Consider the following 19,490-nt stretch of genomic DNA (forward strand, 5'->3'; position numbering starts at 1 on the left):
TTGATGAATGATGGGGAGGATTGTACATGGCGGCAATGGGGAGAAAATTTAAAATTTTGATTGTTGAAGATGAGCCCGATATTATGGAGTTGATTGACGTGACCCTTGATTCTGATGATTATGAATTGATGAAAGCGACGGACGGAGAGCAAGGGTTGAATATGGGCATGACCGCGTCCCCTGATCTGATTGTACTGGACATCATGCTTCCGAAAATGGATGGGTATGAAATATGTCGCCGTTTAAAGGGCGATCGCAGAACAGCTGGAATTCCGGTGGTGATGCTTACCGCCTTTGGCCAGAAGCGGGAGATTGAAGAAGGCTATAAAGTCAAGGCGGATGATTATATTGTCAAACCATTTGAACCTGTAAAACTTCGGCAGCGGATTAAAAAATTTCTTGTTGCCCAACCATCTGCTTGATTCCACTGAGTCGTCCTATGCGTATTATTGCCGGTCAATATAAAGGGAAAATATTGCAATCCCCATCCGGTTTGGACAGTCGTCCGACATTGACCAGGATTCGTGAGTCCCTCTTTAATATTTTAATGCCGCGTTTCCCCGGGGGGGATTTTCTTGATATGTATGCCGGTACCGGCAGCATCGGTTTGGAAGCTGTCAGCCGGGGCGCTGCAAGCGTTGTTTTGGTTGAACAAGACCACGTGATTGTGAAAACTCTGGAAAAAAATGCCGGTGCACTTCAGGAATCCCGAACAGTTATTCATGTGCGGCGCAATGATGCGTGGCTGGAAGCCGGCCGGTTGATTGCGCATCATCGGGAATTTGATATTGTGTTTATGGATCCGCCGTATCAGCAGTCTGAAATTGCCCGCTGGGAAACAGGCATACAGCTTGGCCGGTTGCTCAAACCGGACGGTCGGCTGATTCTTCAGCATAGCAGGCATTTGCCGGTTCCGGAACCATGGGCCGGATGTAAACGCCTGCAAACGCGTTTTTACGGGAAAACCGCGTTAAGTTTTTTTGCGGTGTCAACACCGATTGAAACAAGAGGGGATTAAGATGAAGTGTTTAACGATGTTGGTAATGACACTGTTTCTTTTGACAGGGGCCGGCATGCCGCCCGGATCGGCAGGGGCGTTGGAAAAAAAAATGACTGCGGTTGAAAAGCTCGCCAAGAAAATGAGCAAGAGTGTGGAATATAAACGGATGCTCCTTTTAGAAAAATTATCCGCCATGAATACCGAGGAATCACGCGGACTGATTATACAGACCATGCTGGAAGATAGATCCAAACCTGTACGGCGTACGGCACAGCGGCTCTTGTTCGGGTTGGATGATCCGCGTATTGCCGGGCAGATACATGCGGGACTGCGTGCTGAAAAACGCAAGATACGGTTGGCGGCGGTTGATGTGGCCGGGATTGTGCGCGATCCTGAAATGGCCAATAAGTTGATTGCGGCGGCAGCGGCCTATCCGAAGGACACGGAATTAATTTTGTTGGTTATGGAGTCGTTGCGTGAATTGGTTTACCGCATGGAACCTCCCAAGGATTTTGAAGTACAAGTGCATCCTTTTCTGGATCACCGTCATCGGAAAATTCGGCAGACCGCCGTATTGGTTCTTTCGGTCATGGGCCGGCCGGCCAGCTTGCAGCCTCTCATGGCAGTATGGCCGAAGGCCGGGAAAAAAACCAAAGTTCATTTAATTGATGCGTTTTCCAATATGGGGCGCATTGCTCCGGTCCCGCTGCTACTCGGCGTTTTACAGGAAAAGGATAAACGCCTGATGATGCATGCGCTTTATGCACTCGCGCAGATTCAGTCTTTTTCAACTGTCCCGGATATTCATCGGCTTTTACAGACACACCAGGACCCGCGGGTTCGCATGGCTTGTTTATATGCATTGGTGGAAATACCGGATCCGAAAAGTATTCCGGTTATACTCGATGTGATGGAGAGTCAGGATCCGACTGTATTGCACTGGGGAACGTATGCGCTGGCCCAACTCGGCGCAACGTCTGCCGGGCCAAAACTGCTGGAAAAATTGGACCATCCATCCAATCTGGTCCGCGCGACGGCTGTCATGGCACTGGGAGAATTAGGTGTTTTGCAGGCTAAAGAACCGCTTCGCAGCCTGATTACCAATCAAGATGAGGCGTCTGAAGTCAAGGTTGCTGCGGCGCGTGCACTGATTAAATTGGGAGATTCTCAGGGTGCGGATGTTTTATGGCAGGAGCTCCAAAGTCTTGAAGTACCGTTGGATTCCCGTCTGGCGTATGCAGTGGCTATTGGTGCCATCGCTAAGCCGGAGATGAAGGCGGCGGTTTTCAAAGACCTGACATCATCCCAGTTTACGCGGGCATTTACGGCTGCACTGATTTTGGGTGTGATGGGAGATCCGAGTGGTCGGGTAAAACTTATCACAGCACTGGAACATGGTTATTCCGATATTCGACGCTTTGCGATTATCGGCTTGGAAGGTATTTTGGACGATAAAAGCATTCGCGCGCTGGCAGATACAGCCAATGATGACCGGGACCCTTTGGTGAGAATTTTATGCGCTGCCGGTTTGGTGAAGGCGGGATACAAAGATTTCCGGCAGGTTTTGTGGCATACGCTGGATACCCGGGATGAGGATATTCGCTCGGAAGTCATCGCAGGGTTGGGGCGATCTGCGGACGACGAGATTCTCTATCAATTGAAATGGTATCTTAAACGCGAACCTTCTATCCCGGTACGTCAAACCATTCAGCGGGTTATTCGGGAAAACCGGGATCGATAGGAAAAACAGCAGGATGGATGCATTTTAGGGTACCTATTTGCTATTGACACGGCCCTTCCAATAGTGTATATTTTCCCAAATCTGTTTTATTTTCAATCATTTTATTAAAACAATTCATTTGCAGGGAAATTCATGAATTGTCCTGCAAATGTACCGATGAAGGAGGAATTTTCATTATGCGTTTACGCCAATGGTTAACCGCCCTGACAGTTGTGCTGGTGATTGCCAGCATCTGGGCTGTTTATCCGCCTTTTGATGTTAAGGATACTGAGGGTGGTTTGGTAAAAAAAGGAAAGATTCATCTTGGTTTGGATCTGCAAGGCGGGATGTATCTCAAGATGGAAGTAGATACAAAAGAGCTGCCTGGGGATGTTGATATTAATGAGGCCCGAGACCGTGCTATCGAAGTTTTGCGTAACCGGGTGGATGCATTGGGTGTTACGGAACCACTGATTACACGTGAAGGTCAAGACTGGATTGTGGTACAGCTGCCCGGAATCAAAGATCCGGAACGCGCGGTTAAAATTATCGGCCAAACTGCATTACTGGAATTCAAACTGGTGGATGACACCCATAGTCTTACGGATATGATGGATGCGGATGGCAATACGGTGGCAGCTAAAGTTCCTGAGGGGGTCCAGATTATCTCTGGACGGGATGGCGAACTTTTTGTCATGGAATCCAAGCGCTTAATGACAGGCTCGAGTCTGACCGACGCGAAAGTCCAGATGGATGGATACGGCCGTCCGATTGTTTCATTCAAAATGGACAACGCGGGTGGAAAGAAATTTGCCGGGATTACCGGCAGCAATGTCAATCGTCGTCTGGGAATTATTCTTGACAACCGGGTCTATTCGGCGCCTGTGATTAAATCACGCATTGGCGGCGGGAGCGGCATCATTGAAGGTCAATTCCAACTCCAGGAAGCCAAGGATTTGGCACTGGTACTCCGCGCGGGTGCACTGCCTGCGCCGGTTACGATCATCAATAAATATGTTGTCGGCCCGACGCTTGGCCGCGACTCCATTGAAAAAGGGAAATTATCCTGGATCGTGGGCGTTATTATGGTTGTGCTGTTTATGATTATTTACTACCGGTCTTCCGGTATTATTGCCGATGTGGCATTGGTGCTCAACTTTCTTTTTCTATTGGCGCTTCTGGCCGCCATCCAGGCCACACTAACCATGCCGGGCATTGCCGCAATTATTTTAACCATGGGTATGTCCGTGGATGCGAATGTGCTTATTTTTGAGAGGATTCGTGAAGAACTAAAAGGCGGTAAGACCGTGCGTGCAGCCATTGACTCCGGTTACGCCAAGGCGCTTTGGACCATTATCGACGCCAATGTGACAACTTTGATTACAGCGTTTATTTTGTATCAGTTTGGTACCGGACCGATCAAGGGTTTTGGTGTAACCTTGCTTTGCGGTATTGGTATTTCGTTGTTTACCGCCTTGGTGGTAACCAAGCTTATGTTTGATTCACGTAAGCACTATAAAAAATTATCCATTTAGGATTTAATCGCTGAGGAGGATATAAAGCCGATGTTTCAAATTATTCGAGATACTCATATTGATTTTATGCGCGTACGTCGCAGTGCTTTTTTAATTTCCATTATGTTGTTGGGAATTGGTATTTTTGCATTTATTCAAATTTTAGGAAATCGTGCCAATATGGGTGTGGATTTTTCCGGCGGTACCAGCATGGAAATTGAATTTGAGAAAGCCATCGGGTCGGAGCGGCTGCGTGAGGCGTTGCGGCATCCGGATTTTCAGGATGTGAATCAGCAATTTATCCGTGAGGCGGGACGGTATAAATATATGTTGCGCGTTTTTGCTCCCAAGCTGCCAACCGAGCGGGTCAGTACACAGGTGCTGGAGGTTCTCAAGGAGAAAATCTTGGATAATCCTGTGACGCTGCTGGCTTCGGAAGATGTCGGGCCTTCTATTTCCGCTCATCTTCGTCAGCAGGCGATTTATGCAATTTTTTGGGCAGTGATTATGATTTTGCTCTATATTTGGTGGCGGTTTGATTTTCGGTTTGCCGTTGCGGCAACCTTTACAACGTTTCATGATGTTATTGGTATTCTGGGTATTTTTGTTCTGATGAAGTATGAGGTGAGCTGGATTTTAATTACCGCACTTTTAACGGTGGCAGGGTATTCGCTCAATGACACCATTGTTGTGTTTGATCGTATTCGGGAGAATATGCGTCATCGCCGCAAAGAGGATATGTTGACGATTATCAATTCCAGTATTAATGAAACTTTGTCACGGACCATTATTACTTCAGGGACCACTTTTTTGGTGGTGCTCTCACTTTTTATTCTTGGCGGTGAAGTGATACATGCATTTTCTTTGGCCCTGATGATGGGTATTGTTATCGGTACATTTTCCTCGATTTTTGTAGCTTCAAGCATCTTGGCGGAATGGCATACGCGAGATCCTTTGCCTCGGTAATGAATCGGAATAATAGATTGTTTTTGAAGCCATCTCTGGGGATTCAGGGATGGCTTTTTTTGTATAAGAGAAAAGTTCGTTTTTGATTCGGATGAAGAAATAAGGTATACTCAATAAAGATAATCAATGCGCAAAGTCTGTGTAGGATGTGATTTTTTATGAATCGACTTTGGATAGTCAGTATAATCGTGCTAATGGCCGTGTTGCCCGCCTGCATGCAGGGGAAAATACCGCAACGAAGTATTGATTATCAAAAACCGCAGGAAGTCGTGAAGTCTTATTATGATTACCGGCGTTTGGAAAAGGCCGGTGTAGAAACCATCAAAATTAAGACGCGCTATTTTGACCGAACTGTTTCGCTGGCTTATTATTTGTATACCATTGCCCGGGCTTTTGAAAGTTTTGGGAGGGAAACCGATGCCAAACGCCTATATCTCCGGCTTTTGATGAATTATCCGCTGCTTTACCAAGGCGGGCAGTTGGGTATTATGACGGAGAACCGGTTGATCTGGCTCTTGGGGGATAAGAGCTGGGTCGTGACTTCGGTGGATGAATTAATTCTGCGTTTGGAAAGAGCGGTGATCAAACAGGATGCCCCGGCGCTGCGAAAACTAATTTCACGCGACTTTGGGTTTGGGCGTGATTACAACGAGCGATTTGCCGTAAAATATAAAGACGGGCTGGAAGTGATTGTCTCGGAATTCGGGAATTTGGAGCATCCGCAGGTGGAAATTGTATCCAAAATTGAAGATGATACAATTGTCTTAAAAACCACTGGTTGGGAATCAGGGAACAAAAACTGGTTTTTTTCACTGCATAAAAATCATCGTCTTCAGGGATGGGAATGGGATCTGGCGTATTGGGAGATGACCGTTCAGGCGCAATGATTTTCAGCAAATCAGAAAATAGTTTTTCAGTGGCTATTCTGATGCGAATAAGTTACACTGAATTTAAATGATATCGTGTTTGGAAAAAACATAGTGATACCTGGACGTAGCATGAATGATCAACCAGCGGAGGGGAACGCTTGCTTTTTATAAAAGGATGTATATGGGCAGGACTTTTTTATGGTGGACATTTATTGATCAAGAAGAAAATCACCCTTCCTGTTATCAATGAAAAAATTATCCTGGGTTCTTTAGTCGGCATTTATACATTGCTTTATTTTTTTTACAATTTATTCCGTCACGACAGTTTTAATTCGTTCGCCGTGGATCTTTCCGTCTACCTGCAAGGACTTTCACATGCTGCGCTTTTTGCGCCCATACTTGGGAAAAGCCTTTTAGCAGATCATTTTTCTCCGATTTTATATATGCTTTTTCCAGTGTTTAAATTTCTTTCGTTTCCCGAATTGCTTTTTTTAATTCAAGCGATTTTAATTGCAGGTGCGGCAGTGCCGTTGTACCGGATTGCCAGGAAGTTTGAACTCGCCGTCTGGCCGGCATTGATGATGGTGTTTATTTATTTAAACTATATTTATACTCAAAATATAGTGTTCTCGGATTTTCATGTAGAAAATTTCATGCCGTTGCTTTTGTTTTTATTGGTCGATTTTTATCTGTCGGGATTTGGCCGGCCGTATTGGGTCATGTTGGCGCTTTGTTTGACAATCAAGGAGGATATGGGTTTTTATCTTTTTGCCATCGCTTTGGCAGGCGGGATATTGAAGCGCGGCCAGCGACTGCCGCTGTTGATAACCGCCGGTGTTACATTGCTGGTCGGGATTGTTTCGCTGATGGTTTTATTGCCGGCCCATCATGGCGTTTACCCCTATTTTTCTCATTGGTCCCAGTTTGGCAAGGGTCTTTTTGGCATTGTGGGGGGCGCCTTTAGCCAGCCGGTCGTATCGCTGGCAGTGTTTTTTAAGGCCCAGTTTTTTCAGATGATTTTTTCCATGGCACTGCTGCCGTTTTTTTCCGGGTGGGGATTAATAGTGTTGGTTCCGCTCTGGGTCCAATTGGCATCCTCGCATTTACCCCAGGCTAATTTGGAACTCTATTATGCAGCGCCGATTTTGCCATTCTTGTTTATTGCGATAATTGCCGGTTGGCGTAAAGTGTCGCAATTGTTTGCCAGCAGCCCGGATCGGAACCGGATTTTGATGGGATTGGGGCTTTTTCTTGTGGTGTTTAATTTTTCCTGGATAACACCGTTGCGTGTGACACCGGAACATAAAGCAATTCAGCAATTGTTGGATAAAATTCCTGCCAAAGGGAAGGTGCTGGCACAGGCAAACATCGCGCCGCATATACAGAAACAGAACCGGGTTAAAGTGCTGGGGGTCAATCCGTTTAACCAGGACCTGCCGCATTTTGTTATTTTTCATATGAAGGGTAATATATGGCCTTTTTCCCGAACCAATTATTTGCGCGCACTCGACCAAATGCGTATGGATACACGTTATCGCACCTGGAAAGAAGAATCAGGTATTTTGATTTTTCTTAAGAAACCTAAAGATACCCCCCCGGCAGATTCGAAATAATCTTTTTTGCGAAAATGGGATAAAAATGCCACGGGTTTATCGTGTTCGCGCTGGCACGATAAAGTAGCTGCGCTGCAGGAAATGCGCTAAGTGTCAGTTGTTTGTCGTCGAAATCTGTGGATGGACCTGCAACCTAAAAATAAAATAATTGTTTTCAAGGACTTTGTTTTGTGGTATTGGTGACAAGTAATTTAAATCCATTTAAGGGGGACGTAACATGAAAAAAGGGATGTGGGTAATGGCAGTGGTACTGACAGCTTTGCTGGCTATTAATGCGCAGGCAGTGGAGACCAAGGCCGTTGGAGCGGAGACCAAGGCCGCCGGAGCGGAGGCCAAGGCCGCCGGAGCGGAGGCCAAGGCCGCCGGAGCGGAGACCAAAGTTACCGGAGCAATGGAGGCATCCGTGCAATCCGGCATACAGGTGGTTGAAGGCGTGATTGCAACGGGTATTGAAGCGCGTCAACCAGTCGGTGAGAATACATCCTTTTCCAAGGATGTCGTGAAGGTTTATTGTTGGACAAAAATTTCAGGTGTTACTGATCCGGTCCAGGTTATTCACCGCTGGAAAAAAGGGGAGCAAGTGATGGCGGAAGTCTCTTTAGGAGTAGGTGGATCGCCATGGCGTATTTATAGCTCAAAAAATATTATGCCTGAATGGACAGGCACCTGGTCCGTCGATGTTGTTGTGGGCGAGAAAGTGATTAAAACCCTGGAATTTATGATCGCGGAATAAGGTGGATGGTTCCAAAAAAAAGGGGGGGCTCAAAAGCCCCTCTTTTTTTTGGTGGTAGGAATAAAAAAATGTCTACGGCTCAACAAGTTCATTAATGATGGCCAGCAATGTCCGGCGGTCATTTACAGAAAGGGCGGAGAACGACATTCCAAAATAGAGCATGTTTTCCGCTGTGTTTTTATCCTGCCAGACAATGGCGCCTTGGCCGGTGAGGGTGTGAAACGGTTCTGGAAGCGTGAGGGAGTAAACTAAGGATGTGGCGTTGTGCAGTTCAGGCGGGATCGGTACGCGTACTTTCATGCCTCCCAGGCTTAAATCATTGACGTATCCGGTTGCTTTGATGTCTTTGCCCAGGTCGTTATCCGTAAAAACACAGATAACCGGATAATTCATGTCCACTCTGGCGAATTTTCTTTCAAGACCCATCGGTTGGCTCCTTTTTTTATCATGTTGACGTGAACACAATGGGCAGCTTGCCCGGCGGACTTGCCCGGCGAATGCCGGGTGCCGGGTAAGCCTGTGGATTTTTATAATTCTGTTAATAGTATATAATGAGTGAATGAATAAAAAAATTGAATAATAAAAAATAACCCCAATACGTTGTTGGGAAGCACGTTTGCCAATTTAGTGAATCAGACTGAGTTTGCCTTTTTTAAGCAGTTTGTTGTTGTGCGAGATGGTAAAAATATAAATACCCGGCGAAAGGGAGGCGGCATTCCAGATTATTTCCGGTTGAAGACCGAAGAGCGTACCGGATAGGCGGGCAACCGTTTCACCGAGCATGTTATAGATATGAATTGTTGCTGTGCCGGATAAATTGGCTGCGAAGAGGAAATGGACCTGATTCTGTGCAGGAATGGGGAACACGATCACTTCATTGTTCTCCATTTGTTGCGAATAGACGATGGCAGGGTCTTGCGCCAATACAATGGACCTGGAAAGGGTCTGGTCGAGTGCCAGCGACATGACCGATGTGAGATAACCGGGCCGGTCGACCGTGATTTGAAAAGGATTGCGTGATTCGGTTTCAATGATTTGCGGATCTGATCCGGTTTGGGAATAAATCAGGGATGCCAAAGGAATGGCTGCCTGGCCATTTTCATCGGTGCTGCCGGTATAGACAATTGCAGATGAACTGTCTGTGATGTTGATAATTGCCTGAGAAAGCGGCAGTGCGGATTGGTCTGCAACCAGCAGGTTAAGCAGCCAGCCGGTAGGAATGTTCTTGAGGCCGCTGCCTGACCAGGCGACCGATGTGGCGGCGCTATCATACTGGGTGTCAATCAGACGGATGTCGTGCGCCGCATAAATCCAATAACCGATCTCGATACTTTGGTAAGCCATGACAGCGCCTTCCGTGCTACGACGAATGGTATTGGAGATGAAATCGGTATCATACGTATCCCCGCCATCGGAATCTAAAATTTTTAGAGAGATATGATTGCTTTCAAAGACGTTGTTGCGCAACAGCGCATTGATGTTTTGGGCGGCGCCATCAAGAACAAAAGCTTTTGCAGTATGCGTTACAGCATACGCGACCGCCTTAAAGGTGTTGTTCTCAATAAGTAGATTGGCGTTATTCATCTGGTTGTTCTGGTTGGTCCAACTAACCCGGCCGCCATAGGCACTTTGGCCCTGGCCGCTTGCGGTTGTGGCGATAAACGTATTATCGTAAATATGCAGGTTGCGGTGCGGGCCCATGGCATCGACATTATTGCGGATGCGCAATGCCCGGGCAGTGACGATATCAAGGGTTTCACGGTTGCCAAGTTCCTGGACCGCGACATGGTTGTTGTAGATGCGGCCGTTTTCTGTCGCAGCAGCAGTATAACCGTCGATGCAGATACCGCGACCATGTGTGGTAATAATCGTATTATCATGAATATCAAAATTTTGAATTCCCGCCAGACCGATTGCATAGGCATTGAGTGCGACGGCGGTATTGCGGATATCATTATTCCGAACGATATAGGTGTGATCCTCGGAGTTGCCGCCGTTGATGCCGGATTGCGGTCCATCGCGGAGTGTATTGTTTTCGATTAAAATATTGCAGTCGCCGGAAAGTGCAATCACACTGGGTCCGTGCATGCGGTTGGCGACCAGGTCAATTGTGTGATTGAGTGTGCAATTGCGTACGATGGCATCCAGAGTCGATGTGCCGGCCAAGCAAGCCAGCGCAGGTGCGCGGAGTGTGGTTGTGTCCGGGCCATTGGCATTGAGCGTGATGTTTTCCACCAACAGGCCGTGGATGCCGCCAAATTCCAAAGGTGAGCTTTTATAACCCGTGCCATTACCCTGGGTGACAGTGCCGTTTTGCAAAGTGAAATTTTCAATACCGCTGCGGGCGCTGTTATAGATCACGGTAAGTGCCGGGTCAAAATTGGACATGGCGGGAATATCGCCGCTCCATTGCTGGGCTGCGATGATGCCGCTGTCATAAGCGGATACCACCCTGGCATCATCAAGATCCAGTGTGGTCGCGATCTGCGGATCAATTTCTATTTCAAGCCGGATCGGATGGGTTGTCTGGGGTCTGAATTCAGCAACTGCGGAGAAACCGCGTTCGACATTGTTGCTGACACCATAGGCTAATATGGTATTGGTAATATGGTCAACCACTTTGAGGGTCAATTGTGTCCGGTAATCAGCGCGATTGCCGGGCGTGATGACGGCCACATAGGTATGGTCCGTACGCAGGAGGCTGATGGGATCGGAGATGATGGTTTCTGTGGTATTAATATTTGTGAAACGCAGTACTTGAGAACCAAAAAGATAGGTTGTATTGGTGGCGATCGCTGCGCTGGGTGCAGAGGAAAGGTCCCAGCTGGGAACTGATGTCCCGCTGCCGGTTTCAAAACTGCCATTGTCAACCACGACCGGTGTGCATTGGTTATAGGTCACGGTATGATTATTTAAATCCAGGATGATATTTTCTTCCAAAACCAGGAAAGCGGAATTCTCCACCGAAATATCCATTGCCAACGAGTAGGTGGTATTCGCTTGGTCAAGCGGATAAGGAGGCGGCCCCTGGGACGTAATCCAGGCGGCATCAATGGTAATCGGGGTTGCTGAAATACCGTTTTTTGCCCAGAGACTCATGAATACCAGCAGGAGGATCAAAAGTGTTTTTTTCATAGTGCCGCGCCTGTAGTTTGAATAAAATCATATATAGTATACCATGTGGCATTGCCGTAAAAAGAGTTATTTGATAAAACGTTCTTGGTGGATTTGATACTGCAAAATTTATTATAGAGGAACATTTGGAATATGCAATTTTAATTTGGCGGTAACCGGCGGTGTTTGAATAGATTTTTAAACCTGGGATTGACAAAGCATTCGGCCGTTGATAGACTATGCCATTATTTGTTTTATATATAATATAGTAGTGATTTCTTGCGGTTTGGACCAGGAGGGTTGTTTGGTGGCCGCAAAAGGAGAAAATTGTGTCGGAAAAAGAATTGATCCAACAAAGATTGGAAAAAATCCAGTCATTACGTGATTCCGGTGTGGAGCCCTATGCGTATCACTATGCTCGCTCCCACAGTACTCAGGCGATCACAGCCACTTTTGAGCGTTTGCAGGGAGAAGACCAATCGGATGTGAAGGTATCATCTGCCGGAAGAATAAAGGCTTTGCGTATGCACGGTAAGACGGTTTTTGGCCACCTTCAGGATGAGAGTGGACAGGTGCAGATTTATTTACGTACGAATGAACTGGGTGAGGAACTATTTGCAGTTGTGAAGCGTCTGGATGTCGGCGATTTTCTTGGTGTCAAGGGGCCGGTTTTTAGAACCCGCACCGGCGAGCTCACGATTCGGGTGGAAGAATTCACTTTATTGGCCAAAGCGGTTCGAGCCATGCCGGAAAAATGGCATGGGGTTAAGGATGTCGAAGTGCGGTACCGGCAGCGTTACCTCGACTTGCTTGCCAATGAAAAATCCCGTTCGGTTTTTCGGACTCGGTTTCGTATTGTGAAAGAAATCAGAAATTTTCTTGATCAGTTGGGCTTTTTAGAGGTGGAAACACCGATGATGCAGGCGATTCCGGGCGGCGCGGCAGCCAAACCCTTTATGACCCATCACAATGCCCTTGGTCGTGACTTGTACTTGCGCATTGCGCCTGAATTGTATTTGAAGCGTCTTTTGGTAGGTGGCTTTGAAAAGGTTTTTGAACTTAATCGTAATTTCCGTAATGAGGGAATCAGTACAATGCATAATCCTGAGTTTACCATGCTGGAGGTCTATCAGGCGTATGTGGACGGAAAGACCATGATGGAACTGACGGAAAAACTTTTTTCTCATCTGGCTAAAATTATTCACGGCAGTACCACCATTGTTTATCAGGGCAAGGAAATTCAACTGGCCGCGCCCTGGCGCCGCTTGGGATATATTGAAGCAGTGAATGAACAGACCGGCGTGGATGTCTGGAACATGACACTGGAAAAATTACAGGCACTGTGTAAGGAACATCATTTGGAATCTCCGGAAAAAGCCTCCAAAGCTGAGTATGTTGAGATACTGTTTGAAGGGTTGGTTGAGCCTAAGTTAATTCAACCGACATTTGTGATTGATTTTCCCATTGAGCTTTCACCGTTGGCCAAGCAAAAAGAGGGACGGCCGGAATTGGCGGATCGTTTTGAGCCTTACATTGCCGGGCATGAATACGCCAATGGTTTTTCCGAATTGAATGATCCGGTGGAACAGAAAAATCGGTTTGAACTACAAGGCAAGAAACGCGATAAAGGTGATGAAGAAGCTCAGATGATGGATGAGGATTATATTCGTGCCTTGGAATATGGATTTCCGCCGGCCGGTGGATTGGGGATTGGGATTGATCGTCTCGTCATGCTCTTGACCGATTCGCCCTCGATCCGGGATGTTATTCTTTTCCCTCAACTGCGGCAGATCAAACAGGTAAACCAGGATGATGGTGAGCCGGTGGCGGCTGCGCCGGATATCGCAACCCAACCTTAAAGAACTTACCGCAAGGGGATGGGGTCAATGACTGAATCGTTATTTTCCGAGGAGACAAAGCGTGGTATTGCCGTTTGAATATCAAATAGGGTTGCGTTATTTAAAGGCCAAACAAAAGGAGACTTTTATCTCGCTGATTTCTGTGATCTCGGTTGCCGGGGTTGCATTGGGTGTGATGGCCCTGATTATTGTCATGTCCGTGATGAATGGATTTCGGGATGATATTCGGCAAAAAATTATCGGCTCGCAGGCGCATGTGATTTTGGCTACCTATGATCAAAGTGGTATTGATAATTGGGAAACAGTCCTGAAAAAAGCCGAAGCCCATCCGCGCGTTTTGGGTATTTCACCTTATTTGGCCAACCAGATAATGCTGAAAAAGGATCACCATGTTGAAGGGGCCATGGTCTGGGGAATTGATACAGCCCGAGAGACCAAGGTTACCAGACTTTCTGAGAACATGAAAAGCGGTTCCTTGACGAATCTGGATGTTAAACCCGATAATGCCGCCAATGCACTGAATGGACGCGGGATTGTCCTGGGAATAGAGATTGCCCGTAAACTGGGTGTGCTCATTGGGGATGAAATTATCGTGGTGGCACCGGTCTTTAAAGTGACGGCAGCCGGAACCATGCCCAAAGTGACGAAGCTCAAGGTTGTCGGGATTTTTGAGGCGGGCATGTATGAATATGATGCGACGTTTTCCTATATTTCCCTGGAAACCGCCCAGATACTCTTTGAACTTCCCGGCACCGTCAATGGCATGTCCGCCAAAGTAGATGATTTGGATGAGGCGCGGCATGTGGCGCAAGATTTGCAAAAACTCGGGAATGATTTTTGGGTAAGGGATTTTATGTCGATGAACAAGAATTTAGCGACTGCGCTGGAGACGGAAAAACTTGTGATGTTTATTATTCTGATTATGATTGTGACAGTCGCTGCGTTTAATATTGCTTCCACCCTGATCATGGTTGTGATGGAGAAAAAAAAGGATATCGGTGTCCTCAAGGCTTTGGGTGCCGGCCGCCGGTTTATCCTGCGCCTTTTTCTGGTGGAAGGCGCGGCAATTGGTGTTGGCGGGACCTTGCTGGGGCTGGCCGGAGGATTGCTTGCCTGCCTGGCACTGGAATTTTATCCGCTGCATATTCCCGGCGGCGGAAGTGTTTACTATATTGAATACTTACCCGTGAATATGCAGGGAATGGATGTTTTGATGATTACGTTGTTTTCTATGGTGGTTTGTTTGATTTCTGCGGTCTACCCAGCCTGGCAGGCTTCGAAACTTGACCCGGTGGAAGCGATTCGTTATGAGTGAACAAATTTTGCAGCTGGAAAATATAAAAAAAGAATTTGTCATGGGCAAGAGCCGTCTGCCGGTTTTACGCGGAGTGAGTTTGGATGTGACCAAAGGGGAATTGGTATCCATCATGGGTCCGTCGGGTGCAGGTAAAACAACATTGCTCAATATTGCCGGTGGTCTGATGCATCCCTCTTCAGGCAGCGTGACGATAGACGGAGATAATCTTTTTGTGAAGTCGGATGAAGGGATTTCACAGAGCCGGAATAAGAACATCGGATTTGTTTTTCAGATGCATCATCTTTTGCCGGAGTTTACAGCAGAAGAAAATGTGATGATGCCGGCGAGGATTGCCGGTGTTGGGGTATCTGCGGCATTGTCCCGGGCGCGCGAGTTGCTTCGGGAAGTCGGATTGGGAGAACGCTTGAACCATCGGCCGGGAGAACTCTCCGGTGGTGAGCAGCAACGGGTTGCCATTGCCCGGGCGTTGATGAATCAGCCCAAATTATTGTTGGCGGATGAACCGACCGGAGATTTGGACGGACCTACGGCCAGAGAAATCCACCATCTGTTTCGACAGATTAATGAGCAGCAAGGGCAAACAGTAATCATGGTGACGCATAATCCTGAACTAGGTGCATTGGCCGGCCGGACGATTACAATTGAAGATGGGCGTATTGTCTAGGAAAGGGGGATCGCAGCGATGTTGTGTCATTTGTGTCATCAGGAAGAGGCTTCGGTCTACCTGATTGAAACGATTGAAGGCAAGCAAACGACCATGCATATTTGTGAAACGTGTGCGCAAAATAGGCATTTGGGTGAAATGCTTTCCAAACCGGCCATGGTAATTCATGAACTTTTGGCCTCGATTTTAGAGCTGGGATCCGCCGCTTTGACCGCGAAAGGGCTGCGGTGTACGCAGTGCGGGATGACATTTACGCGCTTTCGCGAAGTTGGCCGCTTGGGATGTCCGCAGTGTTATGATGCTTTTTATGAAAATCTTCTTTCATTGATGCGTCAATTCCATCAGTCTGAGGAACACCGGGGGAGAAAACAATCGTCTGCTGCTGAGAATAAAAAGAACCGGCATGAAGAATTAAAAAAATTAAAGGAACAACTGCACGAAGCAGTCACGACGGAAAAATATGAAATGGCGGCCAAGCTTAGAGACCGCATCCAGCAGTTTGGAAAAGCGGGGGATGCATCATGAAAGGGAAGAAACCGGCATTTCCAGCCTGGTTGAGAGCCAAGACCACAGATGATAATAAAATCGTGATTTCGACGCGCATCCGGTTGGCGCGTAATCTTGCGCAGCACCGGTTTTTAGTTACCTCGGATAAACCGGAACGCAAAGTGATTCTTGGAGAATTCGAAAATTTTTTTTCCAATACCACGCTGCGGCCTGCCATGCATTTTTTGAGGTTGCGCGATTTAGACAGTGTTATGCGGGGTGTTTTTGCGGAACGCGGTTTGGTACACATGGATTCGGCACGGGAACCGGATTTTACCGGATTGGCGACCGGGCCGGGCCAAACGCTTTCCCTGATCGTTAACGAGGAGGATCATATTCGGATTCAGTCCATCCAAAGCGGGATGAATCTGGAAAAAGGGCTGCAGTCGGCCCGTCAGCTGGATGAAGTGATTAATAGTACTTTTGAGGTGGCGACGCACAAAGAATTTGGTTATTTAAGTGCTTGTCCAACCAATGTAGGCACCGGCTTGCGTGCATCGGTGATGCTTAATCTGCCTGCATTGACCCTCACACGAGGTATTGTTCAGGTTTTGCAGGCTGTGCTCCATATGGGTCTTGCTGTGCGCGGATTTTACGGAGAAGGGACGGAATTGAAAAGTGTTTTTTTTCAAGTAAGTAACCAAGTGACCCTGGGACGGACAGAAGAAGAGATTGTTCAGCATCTGGCCGGTGTGACCCGTCAGATTATTGATCGTGAAGAAGAAGCGCGTCGGAAATTGCTTAAGGAAGAACGTCACTTACTCGAGGATAAGGTTGGGAGGGCAATTGGTATTCTTGCCCACTGCCATTTACTCGGTTTGGGAGAAGCGCTTGATTTGCTTTCCGCCATCCGTTTGGGTTCGGAGCTGAAGTTGATAAAAGAAGTGCCTTTGAACAGCATTCATGAACTTCTTTTGTTGATACAACCATCCCATCTTCAAATGACGGCCAAGCAGTCGTTGGGTACTGCGGAGCAATTAAGGCAACGTGCTGAATTGGTCCGGAAGAGACTTTCAGTCGATTTCTTTAAATAATTGAATACGCAGCAAATTAATATTTAGAAAATGGATTAAAAATTGTAAAATGATAGTTTATTTCCTAACGATTCCCTAAGATGTCTAAAGGAGGCGCACAATGGATATGTTTGATAAATTTACAGAGCGGGCAAAAAAAATCATTAATCTGGCGCGTGAGGAAGCAGCGCGGTTGGGCCATGATTATATCGGTACGGAGCATTTACTGCTCGGGCTTATTAAAGAGGGCGGCGGCGTTGCCTCGGCAGTCCTGGAAAATTTAGGCCTGGATCTGGAGCGGATTAAACTAGAGGTGGAAAAATCCATTAATATGGGCGGCGGCACCATGACCTTGGGAGAAGTGCCGTTTACACCGCGGGCAAAAAAAGTGCTTGAGTTGGCATTGGAAGAAGCCCAGGCACTGGGGCATAACTATATCGGTACCGAGCATATTTTGCTGGGTCTGATCCGTGAGGGTGAGGGTGTGGCCTCCCGGGTTTTGGAACGATTTAATCTTCGTATTGAAAAAGCCCGCGAAATGACAATTTATCTGCTGGGCGGCAATCTTCCGAAATATATGCAGAGTCAGGCAAGGACCAATACACCGACCTTGGATGCATTCGGCCGTGATCTTACGCAATTAAGCCGTGAGGGGAAATTAGATCCGGTGATCGGACGCGAAGAGGAGATTGAACGGGTTATTCAAATTTTATGCCGCCGCACGAAGAATAATCCGGTTTTGATCGGCGAGCCGGGTGTGGGTAAAACAGCCATTGCCGAAGGATTGGCGCAAAATATCGTGACAGGGAATGTTCCGGAATTGTTGTTGGGCAAGCGGATCGTCACACTTGATCTGGCGGCTGTCGTTGCGGGCACGAAATATCGCGGGGAGTTTGAAGAACGGTTAAAAACCGTTATGCAGGAAATCAAAACCGCCGCATTCAGCATCGTTCTGTTCATTGATGAGCTGCACACGTTGGTTGGTGCCGGCGCGGCTGAAGGCGCGATTGATGCATCCAACATGCTCAAACCTGCGCTGGCCAGAGGTGAGGTCCAGTGTATTGGTGCGACAACCATGGATGAATACAGAAAATATATTGAGAAAGACGGCGCTTTGGAGCGGCGGTTTCAGTCAATTAAGGTAAATGCTCCCAGTGTGGATGAAGCGATTCAAATTTTAAAAGGTCTTCGTGATCGCTATGAAGCACATCACCGTGTGCATTATACGGATGATGCCCTGGTCGCGGCAGTGAGGCTTTCGGAACGGTATATCTCCGGACGTCTGTTGCCGGACAAAGCCATTGATGTGATGGATGAAGCGGGCGCGCGGGCGCGGTTGTCTGCTGCGATTCTGCCGCCGGACCTCAAACAGACCGAGGATGAGATTGAGGAGATTAATCAGGAAAAAGAGGCGGCCATCAAGACCCAGGAGTTTGAACGGGCAGCCAGCCTGCGCGATAAAATTAAGGCATTGCGTCAGAAAAAAGAAGAAAAAAAACGTATTTGGGAGCAGTCGCGTAATCAAAATGTTGTGAATGTGACTGAAGAGGATTTGGCAATTATTGTCAGTAAATGGACCGGTGTGCCGGTCTTTAAATTAGAGGAAAAGGAATCGGCCAAGCTGCTGCGCATGGAGGATGAAATTCATAAACGGATTATTGGACAGGAGGAAGCGATTAGCGCGATTTCCCGGTCCGTACGCCGCTCGCGAGCCGGGGTGGCGGATCCGCGGCGGCCGATTGGCTCGTTTATTTTTCTTGGTCCGACCGGTGTGGGTAAAACGGAAATGGCCCGGGCATTGGCGGAATTTCTTTTTGAAGATGAAAATACCCTGATTCGGATTGATATGTCGGAGTATATGGAAAAATTCGCAGTTTCACGCTTGGTGGGCGCGCCTCCCGGGTATATTGGACATGACGAAGGCGGTCAGTTGACGGAGAAGGTTAGACGGAATCCCTATTCAGTGATTTTATTTGATGAGGTGGAAAAAGCCCATCCGGATGTTTTTAATATTCTTTTACAGGTACTGGAAGACGGAAGGCTGACGGATAACAACGGCCGGATTATCGACTTTAAAAATACCGTGGTCATCATGACCAGTAATATTGGAGCGCGTTTAATTGATAAGGGCGGCGCGAGTCTGGGCTTCCAACCGGCATCTGAAGACGGCAATCATGTTGGCATGAAAGATAAGGTGATGGCAGAGGTGCGCAAGGTGTTTAATCCCGAATTTTTAAACCGGGTGGATGAAGTCATTGTGTTTCATAGCCTGGACAAGAAACATTTAGAGAAGATCATTGATTTGCTCATGGGGTATGTCAATAGCAGGCTCAAAGAAAAAAACGTCAGACTTGAGGTAACGCCGGAAATCAAAGATTTTTTGATTGAACGCGGCTATAATCCGCAAATGGGCGCCAGACCATTGAAACGCGCCATTCAACGGCTGGTAGAGGATCCGCTGGCGGAGTTGATTTTAAAGGGTTCTGTTCAGGATGGGTCCGTTGTTTATCCGACGCCGGTCAACGACACGATCAAGTTTGAGGTGAAAGTTGAGGCTTAAT

At 47.4% G+C, this 19,490-nt stretch carries 16 protein-coding genes; 14 read left to right on the forward strand and 2 right to left on the reverse strand.

What is annotated here, in order from left to right:
• Positions 1-26: 26 nt before the first annotated feature.
• The 8 genes from K8S19_02240 to K8S19_02275 all read left to right on the forward strand — a co-directional run bounded on the left by K8S19_02240 (position 27) and on the right by K8S19_02275 (position 8,415).
• Positions 27-422 carry a response regulator gene (locus K8S19_02240; GenBank protein ID MCD4812504.1) on the forward strand — a complete coding sequence of 132 codons (396 nt, stop codon included), beginning with the start codon at positions 27-29 and terminating at the stop codon, positions 420-422.
• A 17-nt stretch (positions 423-439) separates the two neighbouring features.
• Positions 440-1,018, forward strand: coding sequence for a 16S rRNA (guanine(966)-N(2))-methyltransferase RsmD (gene rsmD, locus K8S19_02245; GenBank protein MCD4812505.1), 579 nt, complete (start codon positions 440-442; stop codon positions 1,016-1,018).
• Position 1,019: 1 nt separating this feature from the next.
• Positions 1,020-2,741, forward strand: coding sequence for a HEAT repeat domain-containing protein (locus K8S19_02250; protein ID MCD4812506.1), 1,722 nt, complete (start codon positions 1,020-1,022; stop codon positions 2,739-2,741).
• Positions 2,742-2,917: 176 nt separating this feature from the next.
• Positions 2,918-4,255, forward strand: coding sequence for a protein translocase subunit SecD (gene secD, locus K8S19_02255; GenBank protein MCD4812507.1), 1,338 nt, complete (start codon positions 2,918-2,920; stop codon positions 4,253-4,255).
• Positions 4,256-4,285: 30 nt separating this feature from the next.
• Positions 4,286-5,200: a protein translocase subunit SecF gene (secF, locus tag K8S19_02260; protein ID MCD4812508.1), complete on the forward strand. Its 915-nt coding sequence runs from the start codon at positions 4,286-4,288 to the stop codon at positions 5,198-5,200.
• A gap of 158 nt (positions 5,201-5,358) precedes the next feature.
• On the forward strand, positions 5,359-6,087 hold the full coding sequence (locus tag K8S19_02265; GenBank protein ID MCD4812509.1) for a hypothetical protein: 729 nt from the start codon (positions 5,359-5,361) through the stop codon (positions 6,085-6,087).
• A 194-nt stretch (positions 6,088-6,281) separates the two neighbouring features.
• Positions 6,282-7,682 carry a DUF2079 domain-containing protein gene (locus tag K8S19_02270; GenBank protein ID MCD4812510.1) on the forward strand — a complete coding sequence of 467 codons (1,401 nt, stop codon included), beginning with the start codon at positions 6,282-6,284 and terminating at the stop codon, positions 7,680-7,682.
• Between the two features lie 217 nt (positions 7,683-7,899).
• Positions 7,900-8,415 carry a DUF2914 domain-containing protein gene (locus tag K8S19_02275; GenBank protein MCD4812511.1) on the forward strand — a complete coding sequence of 172 codons (516 nt, stop codon included), beginning with the start codon at positions 7,900-7,902 and terminating at the stop codon, positions 8,413-8,415.
• Between the two features lie 72 nt (positions 8,416-8,487).
• Here K8S19_02275 and K8S19_02280 read toward each other — a convergent pair whose 3' ends face one another.
• The gene (locus tag K8S19_02280; GenBank protein ID MCD4812512.1) at positions 8,488-8,841 is read right to left on the reverse strand and encodes a PilZ domain-containing protein; all 354 of its coding nucleotides are present in this window, start codon (positions 8,839-8,841) and stop codon (positions 8,488-8,490) included.
• Between the two features lie 198 nt (positions 8,842-9,039).
• On the reverse strand, positions 9,040-11,550 hold the full coding sequence (locus K8S19_02285; GenBank protein ID MCD4812513.1) for a T9SS type A sorting domain-containing protein: 2,511 nt from the start codon (positions 11,548-11,550) through the stop codon (positions 9,040-9,042).
• Positions 11,551-11,858: 308 nt separating this feature from the next.
• Between K8S19_02285 and lysS the strand changes: the two genes are divergently transcribed.
• The 6 genes from lysS to K8S19_02315 all read left to right on the forward strand — a co-directional run bounded on the left by lysS (position 11,859) and on the right by K8S19_02315 (position 19,489).
• Positions 11,859-13,388 carry a lysine--tRNA ligase gene (gene lysS / locus K8S19_02290; protein ID MCD4812514.1) on the forward strand — a complete coding sequence of 510 codons (1,530 nt, stop codon included), beginning with the start codon at positions 11,859-11,861 and terminating at the stop codon, positions 13,386-13,388.
• A 61-nt stretch (positions 13,389-13,449) separates the two neighbouring features.
• Entirely contained in the window at positions 13,450-14,703 is a 1,254-nt protein-coding gene (locus K8S19_02295) for a lipoprotein-releasing ABC transporter permease subunit (GenBank protein MCD4812515.1), read from the forward strand.
• On the forward strand, positions 14,696-15,370 hold the full coding sequence (locus K8S19_02300; GenBank protein MCD4812516.1) for an ABC transporter ATP-binding protein: 675 nt from the start codon (positions 14,696-14,698) through the stop codon (positions 15,368-15,370). Before K8S19_02295 ends, K8S19_02300 begins: the two co-directional genes overlap by 8 nt.
• A gap of 18 nt (positions 15,371-15,388) precedes the next feature.
• Positions 15,389-15,895, forward strand: a complete 507-nt coding sequence (locus tag K8S19_02305) for a UvrB/UvrC motif-containing protein (GenBank protein ID MCD4812517.1) — start codon at positions 15,389-15,391, stop codon at positions 15,893-15,895.
• Positions 15,892-16,950, forward strand: coding sequence for an ATP--guanido phosphotransferase (locus K8S19_02310; GenBank protein ID MCD4812518.1), 1,059 nt, complete (start codon positions 15,892-15,894; stop codon positions 16,948-16,950). Before K8S19_02305 ends, K8S19_02310 begins: the two co-directional genes overlap by 4 nt.
• Positions 16,951-17,056: 106 nt before the next feature.
• Entirely contained in the window at positions 17,057-19,489 is a 2,433-nt protein-coding gene (locus tag K8S19_02315; GenBank protein MCD4812519.1) for an ATP-dependent Clp protease ATP-binding subunit, read from the forward strand.
• The last annotated feature ends 1 nt before the right edge of the window (position 19,490 follow it).

The organism is bacterium (genome assembly GCA_021108215.1).
Classification (GTDB): domain Bacteria; phylum Oederibacteriota; class JAAXVQ01; order JAAXVQ01; family JAUVAV01; genus JAIORK01.

Bases quoted from the DNA above. Each gene is read 5' to 3' on its own strand.
- rsmD (MCD4812505.1), top strand. From the start codon at position 440: ATGCGTATTATTGCCGGTCAATATAAAGGGAAAATATTGCAATCCCCA.
- secD (MCD4812507.1), top strand. From the start codon at position 2,918: ATGCGTTTACGCCAATGGTTAACCGCCCTGACAGTTGTGCTGGTGATT.
- K8S19_02240 (MCD4812504.1), top strand. From the start codon at position 27: ATGGCGGCAATGGGGAGAAAATTTAAAATTTTGATTGTTGAAGATGAG.
- K8S19_02275 (MCD4812511.1), top strand. From the start codon at position 7,900: ATGAAAAAAGGGATGTGGGTAATGGCAGTGGTACTGACAGCTTTGCTG.
- K8S19_02280 (MCD4812512.1), bottom strand. From the start codon at position 8,841: ATGGGTCTTGAAAGAAAATTCGCCAGAGTGGACATGAATTATCCGGTT.
- K8S19_02265 (MCD4812509.1), top strand. From the start codon at position 5,359: ATGAATCGACTTTGGATAGTCAGTATAATCGTGCTAATGGCCGTGTTG.
- K8S19_02300 (MCD4812516.1), top strand. From the start codon at position 14,696: ATGAGTGAACAAATTTTGCAGCTGGAAAATATAAAAAAAGAATTTGTC.
- K8S19_02250 (MCD4812506.1), top strand. From the start codon at position 1,020: ATGAAGTGTTTAACGATGTTGGTAATGACACTGTTTCTTTTGACAGGG.
- secF (MCD4812508.1), top strand. From the start codon at position 4,286: ATGTTTCAAATTATTCGAGATACTCATATTGATTTTATGCGCGTACGT.
- K8S19_02315 (MCD4812519.1), top strand. From the start codon at position 17,057: ATGTTTGATAAATTTACAGAGCGGGCAAAAAAAATCATTAATCTGGCG.
- K8S19_02305 (MCD4812517.1), top strand. From the start codon at position 15,389: ATGTTGTGTCATTTGTGTCATCAGGAAGAGGCTTCGGTCTACCTGATT.
- K8S19_02310 (MCD4812518.1), top strand. From the start codon at position 15,892: ATGAAAGGGAAGAAACCGGCATTTCCAGCCTGGTTGAGAGCCAAGACC.
- K8S19_02285 (MCD4812513.1), bottom strand. From the start codon at position 11,550: ATGAAAAAAACACTTTTGATCCTCCTGCTGGTATTCATGAGTCTCTGG.